This window comes from Duganella guangzhouensis, from assembly GCF_009674535.1.
Classification (GTDB): Bacteria; Pseudomonadota; Gammaproteobacteria; order Burkholderiales; family Burkholderiaceae_D; genus Rugamonas; species Rugamonas guangzhouensis.
This window is the reverse complement of the sequence record NZ_WKJK01000021.1, coordinates 58,295-73,575: the sequence shown is the minus strand read 5'-3', so window position 1 is coordinate 73,575 and position 15,281 is coordinate 58,295. Positions and strand designations below refer to the sequence as shown.

At 64.4% G+C, this 15,281-nt stretch carries 14 protein-coding genes; 7 read left to right on the top strand and 7 right to left on the bottom strand.

Features of this window, described 5'->3' with window-relative positions; all coding sequences use genetic code 11:
- Positions 1 to 12 precede the first annotated feature (12 nt).
- From mreC to GJ699_RS28785, 7 genes are read left to right on the top strand one after another with little or no spacing between them, the layout of a single operon-like run.
- Positions 13 to 1,134, top strand: coding sequence for a rod shape-determining protein MreC (gene mreC / locus GJ699_RS28815; protein ID WP_154382873.1), 1,122 nt, complete (start codon positions 13 to 15; stop codon positions 1,132 to 1,134).
- Complete coding sequence (mreD, locus tag GJ699_RS28810) at positions 1,131 to 1,643, top strand: rod shape-determining protein MreD (protein WP_154382872.1); 513 nt, start codon at positions 1,131 to 1,133, stop codon at positions 1,641 to 1,643. Before mreC ends, mreD begins: the two co-directional genes overlap by 4 nt.
- A 15-nt stretch (positions 1,644 to 1,658) precedes the next feature.
- Positions 1,659 to 3,740 (top strand): penicillin-binding protein 2, encoded by a 2,082-nt coding sequence (gene mrdA / locus GJ699_RS28805; protein WP_154382871.1) that lies wholly within the window; start codon positions 1,659 to 1,661, stop codon positions 3,738 to 3,740.
- A 13-nt stretch (positions 3,741 to 3,753) separates the two neighbouring features.
- Positions 3,754 to 4,869: a rod shape-determining protein RodA gene (gene rodA, locus GJ699_RS28800; protein WP_154382870.1), complete on the top strand. Its 1,116-nt coding sequence runs from the start codon at positions 3,754 to 3,756 to the stop codon at positions 4,867 to 4,869.
- Complete coding sequence (rodA, locus tag GJ699_RS28795) at positions 4,869 to 5,993, top strand: rod shape-determining protein RodA (RefSeq protein ID WP_154382869.1); 1,125 nt, start codon at positions 4,869 to 4,871, stop codon at positions 5,991 to 5,993. Before rodA (GJ699_RS28800) ends, rodA (GJ699_RS28795) begins: the two co-directional genes overlap by 1 nt.
- The gene (mrdA, locus tag GJ699_RS28790; RefSeq protein WP_154382868.1) at positions 5,990 to 7,909 is read left to right on the top strand and encodes a penicillin-binding protein 2; all 1,920 of its coding nucleotides are present in this window, start codon (positions 5,990 to 5,992) and stop codon (positions 7,907 to 7,909) included. Before rodA (GJ699_RS28795) ends, mrdA (GJ699_RS28790) begins: the two co-directional genes overlap by 4 nt.
- Positions 7,893 to 9,047, top strand: a complete 1,155-nt coding sequence (locus tag GJ699_RS28785) for a septal ring lytic transglycosylase RlpA family protein (RefSeq protein ID WP_154382867.1) — start codon at positions 7,893 to 7,895, stop codon at positions 9,045 to 9,047. The genes mrdA (GJ699_RS28790) and GJ699_RS28785 overlap by 17 nt, the downstream gene beginning before the upstream one ends.
- On the opposite strand, the gene GJ699_RS28780 is transcribed toward GJ699_RS28785, so the two are convergent.
- From GJ699_RS28780 to argS, 7 genes are read right to left on the bottom strand one after another with little or no spacing between them, the layout of a single operon-like run.
- Positions 9,048 to 9,731 carry an SPOR domain-containing protein gene (locus GJ699_RS28780; protein ID WP_371867704.1) on the bottom strand — a complete coding sequence of 228 codons (684 nt, stop codon included), beginning with the start codon at positions 9,729 to 9,731 and terminating at the stop codon, positions 9,048 to 9,050.
- 10 nt (positions 9,732 to 9,741) lie between these two features.
- Positions 9,742 to 10,494: a type III pantothenate kinase gene (locus GJ699_RS28775; protein ID WP_154382865.1), complete on the bottom strand. Its 753-nt coding sequence runs from the start codon at positions 10,492 to 10,494 to the stop codon at positions 9,742 to 9,744.
- Positions 10,491 to 11,291 carry a biotin--[acetyl-CoA-carboxylase] ligase gene (locus tag GJ699_RS28770; protein WP_154382864.1) on the bottom strand — a complete coding sequence of 267 codons (801 nt, stop codon included), beginning with the start codon at positions 11,289 to 11,291 and terminating at the stop codon, positions 10,491 to 10,493. Before GJ699_RS28770 ends, GJ699_RS28775 begins: the two co-directional genes overlap by 4 nt.
- Positions 11,288 to 12,067 (bottom strand): SDR family oxidoreductase, encoded by a 780-nt coding sequence (locus tag GJ699_RS28765; RefSeq protein ID WP_154382863.1) that lies wholly within the window; start codon positions 12,065 to 12,067, stop codon positions 11,288 to 11,290. The genes GJ699_RS28770 and GJ699_RS28765 overlap by 4 nt, the downstream gene beginning before the upstream one ends.
- A gap of 2 nt (positions 12,068 to 12,069) precedes the next feature.
- Positions 12,070 to 12,735 (bottom strand): thiol:disulfide interchange protein DsbA/DsbL, encoded by a 666-nt coding sequence (locus tag GJ699_RS28760; protein WP_154382862.1) that lies wholly within the window; start codon positions 12,733 to 12,735, stop codon positions 12,070 to 12,072.
- Between the two features lie 14 nt (positions 12,736 to 12,749).
- Positions 12,750 to 13,442 (bottom strand): SPOR domain-containing protein, encoded by a 693-nt coding sequence (locus GJ699_RS28755; protein ID WP_154382861.1) that lies wholly within the window; start codon positions 13,440 to 13,442, stop codon positions 12,750 to 12,752.
- A 21-nt stretch (positions 13,443 to 13,463) separates the two neighbouring features.
- Positions 13,464 to 15,173, bottom strand: coding sequence for an arginine--tRNA ligase (argS, locus tag GJ699_RS28750; protein WP_154382860.1), 1,710 nt, complete (start codon positions 15,171 to 15,173; stop codon positions 13,464 to 13,466).
- Positions 15,174 to 15,281 lie beyond the last annotated feature (108 nt).

The window sequence follows — 15,281 nt, the reverse complement described above, 5'->3', positions numbered from 1 at the left end:
TTATTGGAAGTCATGGAATACAGTCCTCCGCCACTTTTCAAGCAGGGCGCCTCAGCCCGGGTCAAGATGATGGTGTTCGCGTGCATATCGATTGCACTGCTGTTGGTCGACTCGCATATGCGCGTGCTGGCGATGGTGCGCACGGCGGCAGCCACCGTACTGTATCCGCTGCAAATGGCGGCCTTGCTGCCGCGCGACGCTATCTACGGCGTCGGTGATTATTTCTCTACCTTGTCATCGCTGGAAAAGCAGGTGCGTGAGCTGAAGACGCAGCAGATCGTCAGCTCGCAGGCATTGCAGCAGGCGCAGTTGCAGGCGGCGGAAAACGCTCAGCTGCGCAAGCTGATGGACGCGCGCCAGCAGTTGCCGGTCAAGTCGCAGCTGGCCGAGGTGCTGTACGATGCGCGCGATGTCAACAGCCGCAAGATCATTCTCGATCGCGGTACCCGCAACGATGTGGTGCTTGGTTTGCCGGTGATCGACAACCAGGGCGTGGTCGGGCAGGTGACGCGGGTGTTCCCGTTTACTTCCGAAGTGACGCTGCTGTCGGATAAGGAGCAGGCGATTCCGGTGCAGCTGCTGCGCAATGGCTTGCGCAGCGTGGCGTATGGCCGTGGCAAGTCCGGCAATCTGGAACTGCGCTTCACGGCGCCGAATGCGGATATTCAGGTGGGCGATATTGTGGTTACCTCGGGCCTGGACGGTGTGTATCCGGCCGGCCTGGCGGTGGCGCGCGTGACGCAGGTGGAGAACAGCGCCGGCGGTTCGTTCGGCGGCGTGATCTGCCAGCCGTTGGCGGGCATCCAGAATAATACCCAGTTGCTGATTCTGATGTCGACGCCGGAAATGCCGCCGCGTCCACCGGATGAAACACCGCGCCAGCCGCGCAAGGGCAATAACAAGATGGCGCCGATCAAGGAGCCGCCGAAGGAGGGCGCCGAGGGACAAGCCGCCGCCGCGACGCCGGCCGCCGCTCCCGCCGCCAATGGCGCGCCCGGCCTGATACCGGTGTTGCCGCCGCCACCCAAGCCGGCCGCAGCTGCCGCAGCCGCCACGCCTGGCGCCGCGCCAGCGACGACGCCTGCCGAGCAGGCCGCGCCGGCCGCCAACAAACCCAAGGAGCCGGCACGATGAATCGTCCGCACTACATCCTGCTGCCGGTCAGCCCGCTGTTCATCGCTTTCAGCCTGTTCTGCGCCTTCCTGTTTAACCTGCTGCCTTGGGGGCACTTCATCGGCGTGCCGGATTTCGTCGCGCTGTTGCTGGTGTTCTGGGGTGTGCATCAGCCGCGCAAGGTCGGCATCGGCACCGCCTTCGTTCTCGGCCTGCTGATGGACGTCCATGACGCCACCCTGCTGGGCGAGAACGCGCTGGCCTACACGCTGCTGTCCTACTTCGCCATCATGCTGCATCGCCGGATGCTGTGGTTCCCGATCTGGACTCAGGCCATGCACGTGTTCCCGCTGCTGCTGATGGCGCAATCGGTGCAGCTGGTGGTGCGCTTCTTCGTGTCGGGCAAATTCCCTGGCTGGTTCTACTTCATCGAAAGCGTGGTGGCCGCCGTCCTGTGGCCGCTGACCACCTGGTTGCTGCTGGCGCCCCAACGGCGCGCGGTCGACCGCGATCACACCCGTCCGATCTGACGCTGCGGTTCCGGCATGACTGAGATTAAGGACAACCAGCGCGAACTGCAGCAGTTCCGCCTGCGCCTGACGGTGCTGGGCGGGATGGTATTCGTCTGCTTCGCCTTGCTGCTGATGCGCTTCATCTGGCTGCAGATCGTCAAATACAGCGACTTCGCCGTCAAGGCCGAAGAGAACCGCATCGCCATCGTGCCGGTGGTGCCCAATCGCGGCTTGATATTGGACCGCAACGGCGTGGTCCTGGCGCGTAACTACTCGGCCTTCACGCTGGAGATCACGCCGTCCAAGTTGAGCGCCACGCTGGACGAAACCATCGACGAGCTGTCCAAACTGGTCGCGGTCGACATCAAGGACCGCAAGCGCTTCAAGAAGCTGCTGGACGAATCCAAAGGCTTTGAAAGCGTGCCGCTGCGCACCCGCCTGACCGACGAGGAAGTGGCGCGCTTCACCGCGCAGCGTTTCCGCTTCCCCGGCGTGGAAGTGCAGGCGCGCTTGTTCCGCCAGTACCCGCTGGGTGAAACCGCCTCGCACGTGATCGGCTTCATCGGCCGCATCAACCAGTCCGAGATCAAGGCCATCGAAGGCACCGACGATGGTCCGAACTACCGCGGCACCGACCATATCGGCAAGGAAGGTCTGGAGAAAAGCTACGAGAAGCAGCTGCACGGCCAGACCGGTTACGAGGAAGTGGAAGTGTCGGCCGGCGGCCGCGCCATCCGCACGCTGTCGCGCACCCCCGCCACGCCGGGCAATAACCTGATCCTGTCGATCGACATCGAACTGCAGAAAGTGGTGGAGGAAGCGTTTGGCGAATGGCGCGGCGCCTTCGTCGCCATCGAGCCGGAGACCGGCGACATCCTGGCCTACGTGTCGCGGCCTGGCTATGACCCTAATCTGTTCGTCGACGGCATCGACGCGCAAAGCTGGAACGAACTGAATACCTCGCTCGACCGGCCGATGGTCAACCGTCCGCTGTCCGGCACCTATGCGCCGGGTTCCACCTTCAAGCCCTTCATGGCGCTGGCCGCGCTGGAGCTGGGCAAGCGCAATCCGGCCACCGCTTATCCCGACCCTGGCTTCTTCTACCTCGGCGGCCACAAATTCCGCGACGATAAAGTGGGTGGCCATGGCAATGTGGATCTGCGCCGCTCCATCATCGTCTCCTGCAATACCTATTACTACCAGCTGGGTAACGACATGGGGATCGACGCCATCACCCAGTTCATGCAGCCGTTCGGCTTTGGCGAAAAGACCGGCATCGACCTCGATAACGAAAAGACTGGCGTGCTGCCGTCGAAAGAGTGGAAGCGCAAGCGCTTCAAGGGCAATGCCGGCAAGTGGGTCGGTGGCGACACCATCTCGGTTTCCAACGGCTCGGGCTACAACTCCTACACGCCGCTGCAGATCGCGCACGCCATGGCCAATCTGGCCAACAACGGCGTGGTGATGAAACCGCACCTGGTGAAAATCATTGAAGATGGCGGCACCCGCGCGCGCAAGCTCACGGTACCGACCGAAAGCTACCGCATCGCGCTGAAGCAGGAAAACATCGACATCATCAAGAACGCGATGGTGGGCGTGAACAGTGAACCGGGCGGCACCGCCTATCGCGCCTTCGCCAACGCCGGCTACACCTCGGGTGGCAAAACCGGTACCGCGCAGGTGGTGGGCATCAAGGCCAATGAGAAGTACAACGCCTCCGCGCTGGCCGAACGCCTGCGCGACAACGCGCTGTACACCGCCTTTGCGCCGGCCGACAAGCCGAAGATCGTGGTCGCCATGGTGGTGGAAAACGCCGGCTGGGGCGCCGAGATCGCGGCGCCGATCGCGCGCAAGGCGCTGGACTTCTACCTGCTGGGCAAACGCCCGGCCGACAAGGAAACCACCAAGGTGCCGAAGGAAGACGCGGCCGAATTCGTGCCGATTGAAGATCCGGAAGCCGCCGAAGCCGCTGCCGCCGCTGCCGAAGCACGGCGCCCGCCGGTGCCAACCCAGGCGCCGGCACCGGCGCCGGCACCAACCGCGCCGATCACGCCGACCGCGCCCGCCGCCACCGCCGCGCCGCAACCGGTGGCGCCGGCACGGAAGAAACAATAAGGACCAACACACCATGCGCATACATGAGAGACGTTCGTTGTGGCGTCGGATGCGACCCTATTTCACCGTCTTCGACGGCCCGCTGACCGTCATCATCATGATGCTGCTGACGGTCAGCTTGGTCACGCTGTATTCGGCCAGCATCGGCATTCCCGGCAAGATGGAAGACCAGGTCCGCAACATCTTCCTGTCGTTCGTGGTGATGTGGGTGGTGGCGAATATCTCGCCGCAGATGATGATGCGGATCGCGGTGCCGGCCTATGCCTTCGGCGTGTTCCTGCTGGTATGCGTGGCGCTGTTCGGCACCATCAAACTGGGCGCGCGGCGCTGGCTGCACATCGGCGTGGTCGACATCCAGCCATCCGAATTCATGAAGATCGTCACGCCGCTGATGCTGGCGTGGTACTTCCAGAGCCGTTCCGGCCATCTGAGCTGGCAATCGTATGCGATCGCGGCGCTGCTGCTTGGCGTGCCGGTGGGCCTGATCGTGCGTCAGCCCGACTTGGGCACGGCGCTGCTGGTGGTGGCGGCCGGCTTCTGCGTGATCTTCCTGGCCGGTCTGGCATGGAAGGCGCTGGTCGGCCTGGTGGTGGCCGGCGCCGCCGCGCTGCCGGTGATCTGGTCAGTGCTGCATGATTACCAGCGCGAGCGTGTGATGACGCTGATCGATCCCACCACCGACCCGCTGGGCAAGGGTTTTCACATCATCCAGTCCACCATCGCGGTGGGCTCGGGCGGCATCACCGGCAAGGGCTGGACCCACGGCACGCAGGCCCACCTGGAATTCATCCCCGAACGCACCACCGACTTTATCTTCGCCGTGTACTCGGAGGAGTTTGGCCTGATCGGTAACCTGATCCTGATGGTGCTGTACCTGATGCTGATCGGCCGTGGCCTGATGATCGCCGGGAACGCGCCCAACTTCTTCACCCGCCTGCTGGCCGGCGCCGTCACCATGATTTATTTCACCTACGCCTTCGTCAACATGGGCATGGTGAGCGGCATCCTGCCGGTGGTCGGCGTGCCGCTGCCGTTCATGAGCTACGGCGGCACCGCGCTGCTGACGCTGGGCCTCGGCGGCGGCATCCTGATGAGCATCCAGCGCCACCGCAAACTGGTGCAGACCTGATGGGCCTTGCCGATGGACGCACATGGTGGCAGCGGCTGCGCCCCCATGTGATGGTGTTCGATGCGCCGCTGGCGCTGATCCTCGCCGCGCTGCTGTCGGTCGGCCTGGTCACGCTGTACTCGGCCGGCATCGCGATTCCGGGCAAGGTGGCGGACCAGCTGCGCAATATCGCGGCAGCCGTGCTGGTGATGTGGGTGGTCGCGAACATGCCGCCGCAGACGCTGATGCGGCTGGCGGTGCCGGCCTACGTGGTCGGCGTGGCGCTGCTGGTGGCGGTGGCGCTGTTCGGCATCATCAAGGGCGGCTCGCGCCGCTGGCTGTATGTCGGTACCCAGATCCAGCCGTCGGAGCTGATGAAAATCGCCATGCCGCTGATGCTGGCCTGGTACTTCCAGCGCGAGCAAGGCCATATCGGCTGGCGTTCCTTCCTGATCGCGGCGCTGCTGCTGGCCATCCCGGCCGGCCTGATCGCGCGCCAGCCGGACCTCGGCACCGCGATGCTGGTCATCATGGCCGGCGCCAGCGTGATCTTCCTCGGCGGCCTGTCGTGGAAGGCGTTGGGCGCGCTGGTGGCCGCCGCCGCCGCCGCGCTGCCGGTGCTGTGGACCTTTATGCACGACTATCAGCGCGACCGCGTGCTGACGTTGATCGATCCTTATCATGACCCGCTGGGGAAAGGCTTCCACATCATCCAGTCGATGATCGCCATTGGTTCCGGCGGCGTCACCGGCAAGGGCTGGACCCACGGCACCCAGGCCCACCTGGAATTCATCCCCGAACGCACCACCGACTTTATCTTTGCCGTGTTCTCCGAGGAGTTTGGCCTGGTCGGTAATCTGGTGCTGATGGTGTTGTACCTGCTGCTGATCTGGCGTGGCCTGAGCATCACGCTGAACGCGCCGACGCTGTTTTCGCGCTTGCTGGCCGGCGCCATCAGCATGATTTACTTCACCTACGCCTTCGTCAACATGGGCATGGTCAGCGGCATCATTCCGGTGGTGGGCGTGCCGCTGCCGTTCATGAGCTATGGCGGCACTGCGCTGATGACGCTGGGTCTCGGCGGTGGCATTTTGATGAGCATCCAGCGCCACACCAGGCAGGTGCGTGATGGAGTACGCGCATGACGGAGTTCAAGGACAACGACGTCGAGATGCGCGAGTTCCGCCTGCGTGTGACGGTGCTGGGCGCGATGGTGTTCCTGTGTTTCTTCCTGCTGCTGGCACGCTTTGTGTGGCTGCAGATCGTCAAGCACACCGACTTCGCCGTCAAGGCGGAAGAGAATCGCATCTCGCTGGTGCCGATCGTGCCGAATCGCGGCCTGATTTTGGACCGCAATGGCGTGGTCCTGGCGCGCAACTACTCGGCTTACACGCTGGAGATCACGCCGTCCAAGCTGACCGCCACGCTGGACCAGACCATCGACGAGTTGTCGCAGCTGGTGACGATCGACGTCAAGGACCGCAAGCGCTTCAAGAAGCTGCTGGAGGAATCCAAGGGCTTCGAGAGCGTACCGCTGCGCACCCGCCTGAGCGACGAGGAAGTGGCGCGCTTCAGTGCTCAGCACTTCCGCTTCCCCGGGGTGGAAGTGCAGGCGCGTTTGTTCCGCCAGTATCCGCTGGGCGAAACCGCGTCGCACGTGATTGGCTACATCGGCCGCATCAGCCGCGCCGAGGCCGATGCGCTGGAAGACAGCGACGATAGCGCCAACTACAAGGGCACCGACCATATCGGCAAGGAAGGTCTGGAGAAGAGCTACGAGAAAATCCTGCATGGCCACACCGGCTATGAGGAAGTGGAAGTGTCGGCCGGCGGCCGCGCGGTGCGGACCTTGTCGCGCACGCCCGCCACGGCCGGCAGCAACCTGATACTGTCGATTGATATCGAGTTACAGAAGATCGTCGAGGAAGCGTTTGGCGACCGCCGTGGCGCGCTGGTGGCGATCGAGCCATCGACCGGCGACATCCTGGCCTACGTGTCGCGGCCGGGCTACGATCCGAACCTGTTCGTCGATGGCATCGATGCGCAAAGCTGGGATGACTTGAACAATTCGCCGGACCGGCCGATGATCAACCGTCCGCTGTCCGGCACCTACGCGCCCGGTTCCACTTTCAAACCGTTCATGGCGCTGGCCGCGCTGGAACTGGGCAAGCGCACTCCGACTCAGGTGACCTACGACCCCGGTTACTACATGCTGGGCGGGCACCGCTTCAACGACGACGTGCCGGGCGGGCATGGCTCGGTCGACATGCGCCGCTCCATCATCGTTTCGTGTAACACCTACTACTACGAGCTGGGTCATGACCTGGGCATCGACGCCATTCACGACTTCATGCAGCCGTTTGGCTTCGGCCAGAAGACCGGCATCGACCTCGATAACGAGAAGACCGGCGTGCTGCCGTCGCCGGCGTGGAAGCGGGCGCGGTTCAAAGGTGCGGCGGGTCGCTGGGTGGGTGGTGATACTATCTCGGTTTCCAACGGATCCGGCTACAACGCCTACACGCCGCTGCAGATTGCGCACGCTGTCGCCAATCTGGCAAACAACGGCGTGGTGATGAAGCCGCACCTGGTGAAGATCGTTGAAGACGGCGCCTCGAAAGCGCGCACGCTGACCGTGGCGCAGGAAAGCTACCGCATCCCGCTCAAGCAGGAGAACATCGATTTTGTGAAGAACGCGATGGTGGGCGTGACCAGCGAGCCAGGCGGCACCGGTTACCGCGTCTTTGGTGGCGCCGGCTACACGGTGGGCGGCAAGACCGGCACCGCGCAGGTCATCACGATCCGCAAGGGAGAGAAGTACAACGCCGCCAAACTGGCCGAGCGCCTGCGCGACAACGCGCTGTTCACTGCTTTCGCGCCGGTGGACAAGCCGCGCATCGTACTGGCGATGGTGGTGGAAAACGCGGGCAAGGGCGGTGAGCAGGCCGCGCCGATTGCGCGCAAGGCACTGGATTATTACCTGCTGGGCAAACGCCCAGCGGAGAAGGACAAGAGCAAAGTGGAAAAAACTGACGTGGAGACCGCCGATGCGCCTGCGAACTAAGCATCTCCTCAAGCTGAGTGCCATCGCTTCCGCGCTGGTGCTGGTGGGGTGCGGCACGGCGCCGGTGGCGACACAGCCCACACCACGTCCAGCGCAAACCGGCACGCCGTCGATCAAGCCGCCATCGGGCGCCAAGCCCGATCCTTCGCTGCCGGTGCTGCCGCCGGCGAATTCGGGTCGCGGTGGTTATTATCAGGACGATGGCCCCGGTGATTCACCGCCGCCTAATTTGATGGACACACCGGACGCCGACGTGCGCAACGATCCGCTGCTGCCGCGTTCCAACCGTCCGTACACGGTATTCGGCAAAACCTATACGCCGATTACCGACGATGAACCGTTCACGCAGATTGGCGTTGGCAGCTGGTATGGCAAGAAGTTCCACGGCCAGCGCACTTCGTCCGGTGAGCTGTACGATATGTACAAGATGACGGCCGCGCATCCCATCCTGCCGATTCCTTCGTATGCGCGTCTGACCAATATGGTGAGTGGCGCTTCGGTTGTCGTGCGCATCAACGACCGTGGGCCGTTCCATTCGAATCGCGCGATCGACGTGTCATACACGGCGGCGCTGAAGCTTGGCTTGCTGGGCAAGGGCAGCCATGAGCTGAAGATCGAGCGCATTCTGCCGGAAGAAGTCGACCGCATGCTGGCCACGCGCGAAGGCGTATCCGGCAGCACCAAGCCGCGCCTGACGCCGCAGCCGAAAGACCAGTTGCGCGCGACGCAGCCCGGCGCACCGACGCCGACCGTGACCGCAAAGATGGTGGACACGCCGCTGGTGCTGACGCCATCCGCACCTGTCGCGGCGCCGGCGACCACGCAGGACGCAGTCAGCGCGCCACGCGATATCGAATCGCTGATGCTGGCCGATCGCGCGCCGGCAGCTTACGCCGCGCCGAACGCACCGGCGGCGGCCGGCGGTTTCTATCTGCAACTGGGCGCCTACGCGCGCGCCGAGAATGCGGAAGCGGTACGCACCAAGCTGTCCGGCAAACTGAATGGATTGGAAGTGGTGCAGGGCGGGGCAGTGTTCCGCCTGTTCGGCGGGCCATACGCCAGCCGCCAGGAAGCGCAGCAGGCAGCGCAAGGGTTACCGTCGTCGCTGGGCCTCAAGCCCATCGTTGTGCAGCGCTGATTACTTGCAACTGCGGGTTTCGGTGTTGGGGAAGCCGGCGCGGATTTTTTCCAGCTTGGCCTTCAGCTCCGGATCAACTTCGCGGAACTGGAATGCCAGCAGTTTGCTGCCGCTGTAGCGCGGCGCCACGCGTGCGGTGCGCACGCCTTGCTTCATCAGCGCCGCCAGTTGGTTCTGTGCCGCGCCCTCGGTCTTGAACACGCCTAGCGAAATCCCCCAGCGCAGCGGCGAGGCATCGGACATGATGAAGTAGTTGGTGACGCCAAGCGCGCGCAGTTCGCCGGCCTTCTTGTCGGCACCTTCCTTGCTGCCTTGCGGTGGAATATAAACGATATAGCTCGATACCTCGCTGCCCGGCAGATTGTGGCGCGACTGGCGGTCGCCCAGGTTGAGCGCCTCCAGCTGATGCTCGAAGCGGCGCGCATCGGCCAGCACAAAGCTGGTGATCTCCACGCAGGCCAACGGTGCCGCCTTGGCTTCCGCTTCCGGGGCGGCGGCCGGCGTCACCACGGCGGCGGCATTGGCCTTGTCGGCCGGGACGATCGCCAGCTTGTCGGCATTCAGCTGGTTGAGCAGGCGTTGCGGCTCGTGTTCGTTACCGCTGAAGTGGCCCAGATAGCCGCGTCCATACGCGAACAGCGCGGCATTCACGGCAAGCAGGGACCAGAAAATAAACTTCAGCACAGGGCTATCCTTATTCGGCGTTGGCGACGGCGGCATGGAGGCCGATCAGCACAACGTTTTCGACGATACGGTACGGTACTTTCAGCATCGGCGCAATGTAGGGCGCGGCGCCGCCGGAGATGATGCAAGCCTCGGCGCGGTGCGCGGCGCACGCATGTTCGACGGCGCCACTCTGCGCGGCCAGAATGCCGCTCAGAATAGCATCATCGGTATTGTCCGCGAAGCCGTCCGGCAGATTGCCGTCCTGGGCGATCTGCGGCAACTGCGCGGTATTGCGCGCCAGCGAGCTGGCCATCAGGCCCAGGCCAGGCAGGATCATCCCGCCCAGGAACACGCCGTCGGGTGTGACGGCGTCGATGGTGGTGGCGGTGCCGCAGTTGACCACGATGACGCGCTGCTCGGGCGCCAGCGCGTGGCCGGCGATGGCGGCGGCAAAACGGTCGCAGCCCAGCTGTGATGGATTGCGGTAGCCGTTGGTGACGCCGGCCAGCGCCGGCAGCGAGGCAAACCATTCCGGCGTCAGCTGCCCCATGCAGCGCTGCAGCACGTATTCCAGCTGCACGCGCAGCGCGTTGCCGGCGACGTTGGCGATCAGGATGCGCTGGATGCCGTGGGTGGCGGCGGCTTCGCACCAGGCCAGTTCCAGTTGCGGCATGTCGGCGTGGGTGGCGGCGCCGTGGGCGATCCAGTCGCCCAGCTGCGCGCCCGGCGCGGCCAGCGCCCATTTGACGCGGGTGTTGCCGGCGTCGATCAGCAAAATCATGGTTGTGCTCCGGGTTGTGCTGCGTTCAGGCGTAGCGAGACGTCGCCGGACAGGATCTCGACGCGACCGGCATCGGTGTCCAGCAGCAGACGGCCAATGGCGTCGACGCCAGCGGCGCGGCCTTGCTGCACCACGGCGCCCTGGTCCAGCAGCACCACGTCCTGGCCCTGCCAGGCGTGCAGCGCGTTCCAGCGTTCGACAAATGGCGCGAAGCCGGTGTCGTCGAATTCCGCCAGCACGGCGGCCAGGCGGCTTAATAGCGCGGCCATCAGCTGGTTGCGGTCCATCTGCGCCAGCCATGGCGCGGCCGCCACTTCGCGGCCGATGGCCGCTTCCAGTTCATCCGGCATCAGCAGATTGATGCCGGCGCCAATCACGGCCCAGATGCCGTCGTCGGTGCTCTGCGTTTCAACCAGGATGCCGGCCAGCTTGGCGCCGTCGCGCAGTAAATCGTTGGGCCATTTGATCTGCACCGGCACGCCTAGCGTGGCGATGGTTTCGGCCAGCGCCACGCCGACCGCCATCGGCAGGCCGGACATGGCGTGCAGCGGCCCCTTGAAGCGCCACGCCAGCGAAAACATCAGCGCGGCGCCGGGATGCGACAGCCAGGAACGGCCGGCGCGGCCACGGCCGGCGGTCTGGTTTTCCGCGATGCGCAGCACCGGCCCTGGCATGCTGCCGATACGGGCCAGCAGGTCGGCGTTGGTGGAGCCGGTTTCGGCCACCACCTCAATCGCCACATGACTGGCGGAGGTGGCGCAGTGCGCGGCGATGGCTGATGCGTTCAGTTGAGTCATGCTGCTTTTTTACGAGGTTTGTGCGGCGCCTTGCCGAAGGCCCAGTCGTAGACGCTGTTGGGCAGCAGGCGCAGCACCTTGGCCACCACGCCCATCTGCCACGGGATCACCGCGTAGCTACTGCCGGCGGCGATCACTTGTGCGGCGCGCGCGGCGAATTTGTCGGGCGCCATCAGGAACGGCATCGGATACGGATTCACCTGCGTCATCGGGGTGTCGATGTAGCCGGGGCAGAGGGTGACCACGCGGATGCCGTAGGGTTTCATTTCCAGCCGCAGCGATTCGCAGTAGCTGATCACGGCGGCCTTGGAGGCGCTGTACGCTTCGGCGCCGGGCAGGCCGCGAATGCCGGCCACGCTGCCGACGCCGACCAGCCGTCCCGGCGTGCGCTGCGTGCGCATGGCGGCGATGAAGGGCGCGAAGGTGGCGGCGGTGGCCACCACGTTGGTGGCGATGACGTCGGCGAAAACGTCGATATCTTCGGCGTACTCGGTCAGCGTGCCGACCGAGATGCCGGCATTGGCGATCACCACGTCAACACCGCCGGCATGCGTCAGGAAGGCTTGCGCGGCGTCGTTGATGGCGGCGTGGTCGCGCACGTCCACCGCATAGGCGCGGTGGCGTTCGGCGTTGGGGAGGGCGGCGATCAGGGCGTCCAGCGCGTCGCCGCGCCGGGCCAGCAGGCCGAGGGTAGCGCCTTGCGACGCATACTGGCGGGCCAACGCGGCGCCCAGTCCACTGGATGCGCCGGTGATGAAGACGCGCAAAGGCGCCATGCTTACTTCTTCTCTGCTTTGGCTTTGATCACCAGCGCGTCCAGCACGCGCGTCACGGCGTCGTTCAGCTGTGCTTCGCTGCTGGCGTTGGCGTCAGCCATTGATGGTGCGGTGATCCATTTGCCGTCCACCGCCAGCAGTGGCCAGAATTCGACCTGGTAGGCGTCCATCATGGCCAGCGCCTTGCGCATATGGCCGGCGACGCCGAAGCCGCGATAGGTGTCGATGAACTTCTGACGGTCCACGCCCTGCTTGGCGACGAAGTCGAACACCAGCTCATCGCGGTTCATGCGGTTGTGGTTGACGTGGATTTCGTCGAACGCCTTGCTGTGCAGTTCAGGCGTTAGAACGCCCATGGCTTGCAGCGTGTAGAACATTTTCGCTTGCGGCAGGTCGCCGTTCTGGCGGCCGATGTGGACGCGCTTGAAGACGATGTTGTCGCCCTGTTTTTTGACCCAGGCGTTGAGCGTGCTGTCAAAGCCGGCGCAGTGCGGGCAGGCGTAGTCGAAGAACTCGATCACTTCGACTTTTTTGCCGGTGTCCACCGGCTGGGGCGTGTTCAGCGCTTTGTATTCGGTGCCCAGTTTTGGATCGGTGGGCGAGGCGGAGGCGCTCAGCGCCACGGCGCTCAGGGTCAGGGCGGTCAGGACGAACTTCAGGAATCGCATCGTTACTCCTAGATTTATTTCTGGTTGCGGACAACGGCGACATCAACGCCGTTTTCGGACAGTTTGCTACGGACCTTGTTCATGGTCTCGACCTGGTTGTAAGGGCCGAGACGCACGCGATGCAGTACGCCGGTATCGGTGGCGCGGTCCGAGATGTTGGCTTCAAAGCCGAGCAGGGCCAGCTTGGCGCGGGCGTTTTCGGCGTCGGCCACTTCGCGGAAGGCGCCGGCTTGCAGATAGTAGGTGAATTTTTCGTCGCCAGCATCGGCAGCTGCTGCTGCCGGCGCGGCGGCTTTGGCGGCCGGTTGCGGCGTGACGTTGGCGGCGTTGGGCACGGCCGGTGCCGGCTTGGCTGGCGCAGCCTGGATCTTGTCCACCACCGCCTGCAACTGGTCGGCCGCGCTAGCCGCCGGAGCCGGTGCTGCCGGTGCGGCAGGCGCCTGCTGGTCGCGCGAGAGGTCCTTGGCGGCTTCGCGCGCGGCGTCCTTGTTGCCGTACATAGGCTTGTTAGGATCGGCGATCTGTCCCGCAGTCGGTTCCGTCGTTTTACTCGGATGGCCCTTGTCGGTGAACGGAGTCGAGCCTTTGGTAATCATCAGCGCCACCACCACGGCGATACTCAGGCCGATAACCAGGCCGATGATAATGCCGATGAAGGTGTTGCCCTGCTGTTTGCTACGCGGAGTAAAGCTGGAGCGGAAATTCATTGTGCGGGATGTCCTTCGCAATTACATTTTGTTGGGAGCCGAAACACCGATCAGCGCCAGGCCGTTGCGCAGCACCTGGCGGGTCGCGACCATCAGCGCGATACGTGCCGCCTTCAGCGCCTCGTCGTCGACCAGCACGCGTTCCGCGAAGTAGAAGCTGTGCAGGTTGGCGGCCAGGTCGCGCAGGTAGAACGCGATCTGGTGCGGGCCCAGTTCCGCCTGGGCGCGCGCCAGTGCTTCCGGATACGCGGCCAGCGTCGCCAGCAGCGCCGCTTCGGTTGGCGCGGTCAGCGGCGACAGGTCGACGTTGGCCAGGTCGGCTTCGTTGCCGGTCCATTGTTCCAGCATGCGGCAGATACGCGCGTGGGCGTACTGCACATAATAGACTGGATTCTCGTCCGAGGTTTTCAACGCGACGTCGACGTCGAACACGAATTCGGTGTCGGCTTTACGCGAGATCAGGAAGAAGCGCACGGCGTCGCGGCCCTTGGTGATGTCGCCGCCGCCCGACCATTCGATCAGGTCGCGCACGGTGACGTAGGAGCCGGCGCGCTTGGAGATCTTGACCTCTTCGCCGCCCTTCATCACGGTGACCATTTTGTGCAGCACGTAGTCGGGGAAGCCTTGCGGGATGCCGACGTTGACCGCTTGCAGACCGGCGCGCACGCGGGCGATGGTGCCGTGGTGGTCGGAGCCTTGCACGTTGATGGCCTGCTGGAAGCCGCGCTGGAATTTGACGATGTGGTAGGCCACGTCCGGCACGAAGTAGGTGTAGGTGCCGTCCTTCTTGCGCATGACGCGGTTCTTGTCGTCGCCGTAGTCCTCGGTGCGCAGCCACAGCGCGCCGTCTTCCTCGTAGGTTTTGCCGGATTTGTTCAGCATGTCGACGGCGGCTTCCACTTTGCCGTCCGAGTACAGCGACGATTCCAGGTAGTAGTTGTCGAACTTGACGCCAAAGGCTTGCAGGTCGATGTCCTGCTCGTTACGCAGGTAGGTCACGGCGAAGGCGCGGATCGATTCGATGTCTTCGATGTCGCCGGAGGCGGTGGCCGGCGAGCCGTCGGAGGCGGACACGGTTTTCTTCTGTTTGAAGTCTTCGGCGATGTCGGCGATGTAGTCGCCGTTGTAGGCCGATTCCGGCCATGCAGCGTCGCCCGGCTTGTAGCCGCGCAGGCGTGCCTGCACCGAGTTGGCCAGAGTCTGGATCTGTACGCCGGCGTCGTTGTAGTAAAACTCGCGGGTGACGTCGTAGCCTTGCGAGACGAACAGCGACGACAGCGCGTCGCCCAGCGCGGCCTGGCGGCCGTGGCCGACGTGCAGCGGGCCGGTCGGGTTGGCGGAGACGAATTCGATGATGACTTTTTTGCCGGCGCCAGCGTCGGCGGTGCCGTAGGCGGCGCCTTGCGCCAGCACGGTCTTGACCACGGCCTGTTTCGAGGCGGCGCTGACGCGCAGGTTGATGAAGCCTGGACCGGCGATGTCGGCGCTGTCGATCAGGCCGTCGCGGGCCGGGTTGGCCAGCAGGGCGTCGACCAGCTTGGTGGCCAGTTCGCGCGGATTCATTTTGAGCTGCTTGGCCAGTTGCATGGCGATGTTGCAGGCGACGTCACCGTGGGACGGGTCGCGCGGGCGCTCCAGCACCACGTTGGCGGTGACTTCGGTACCGGCCAGGATAGGGGCGAGGGCGGCCTGGAACAGGGCGGTAATGTCTTGTTTTTGTTGGGCTAGCATGCGCTTAAAATTTCATCAGATAGTGGAAACGGCGGGCGCGCGGGCGCCGGCCAAACAGCGAATATTATACTGTGTATACTGCGCGGATCGGACGGAGCGGGGCGCGGC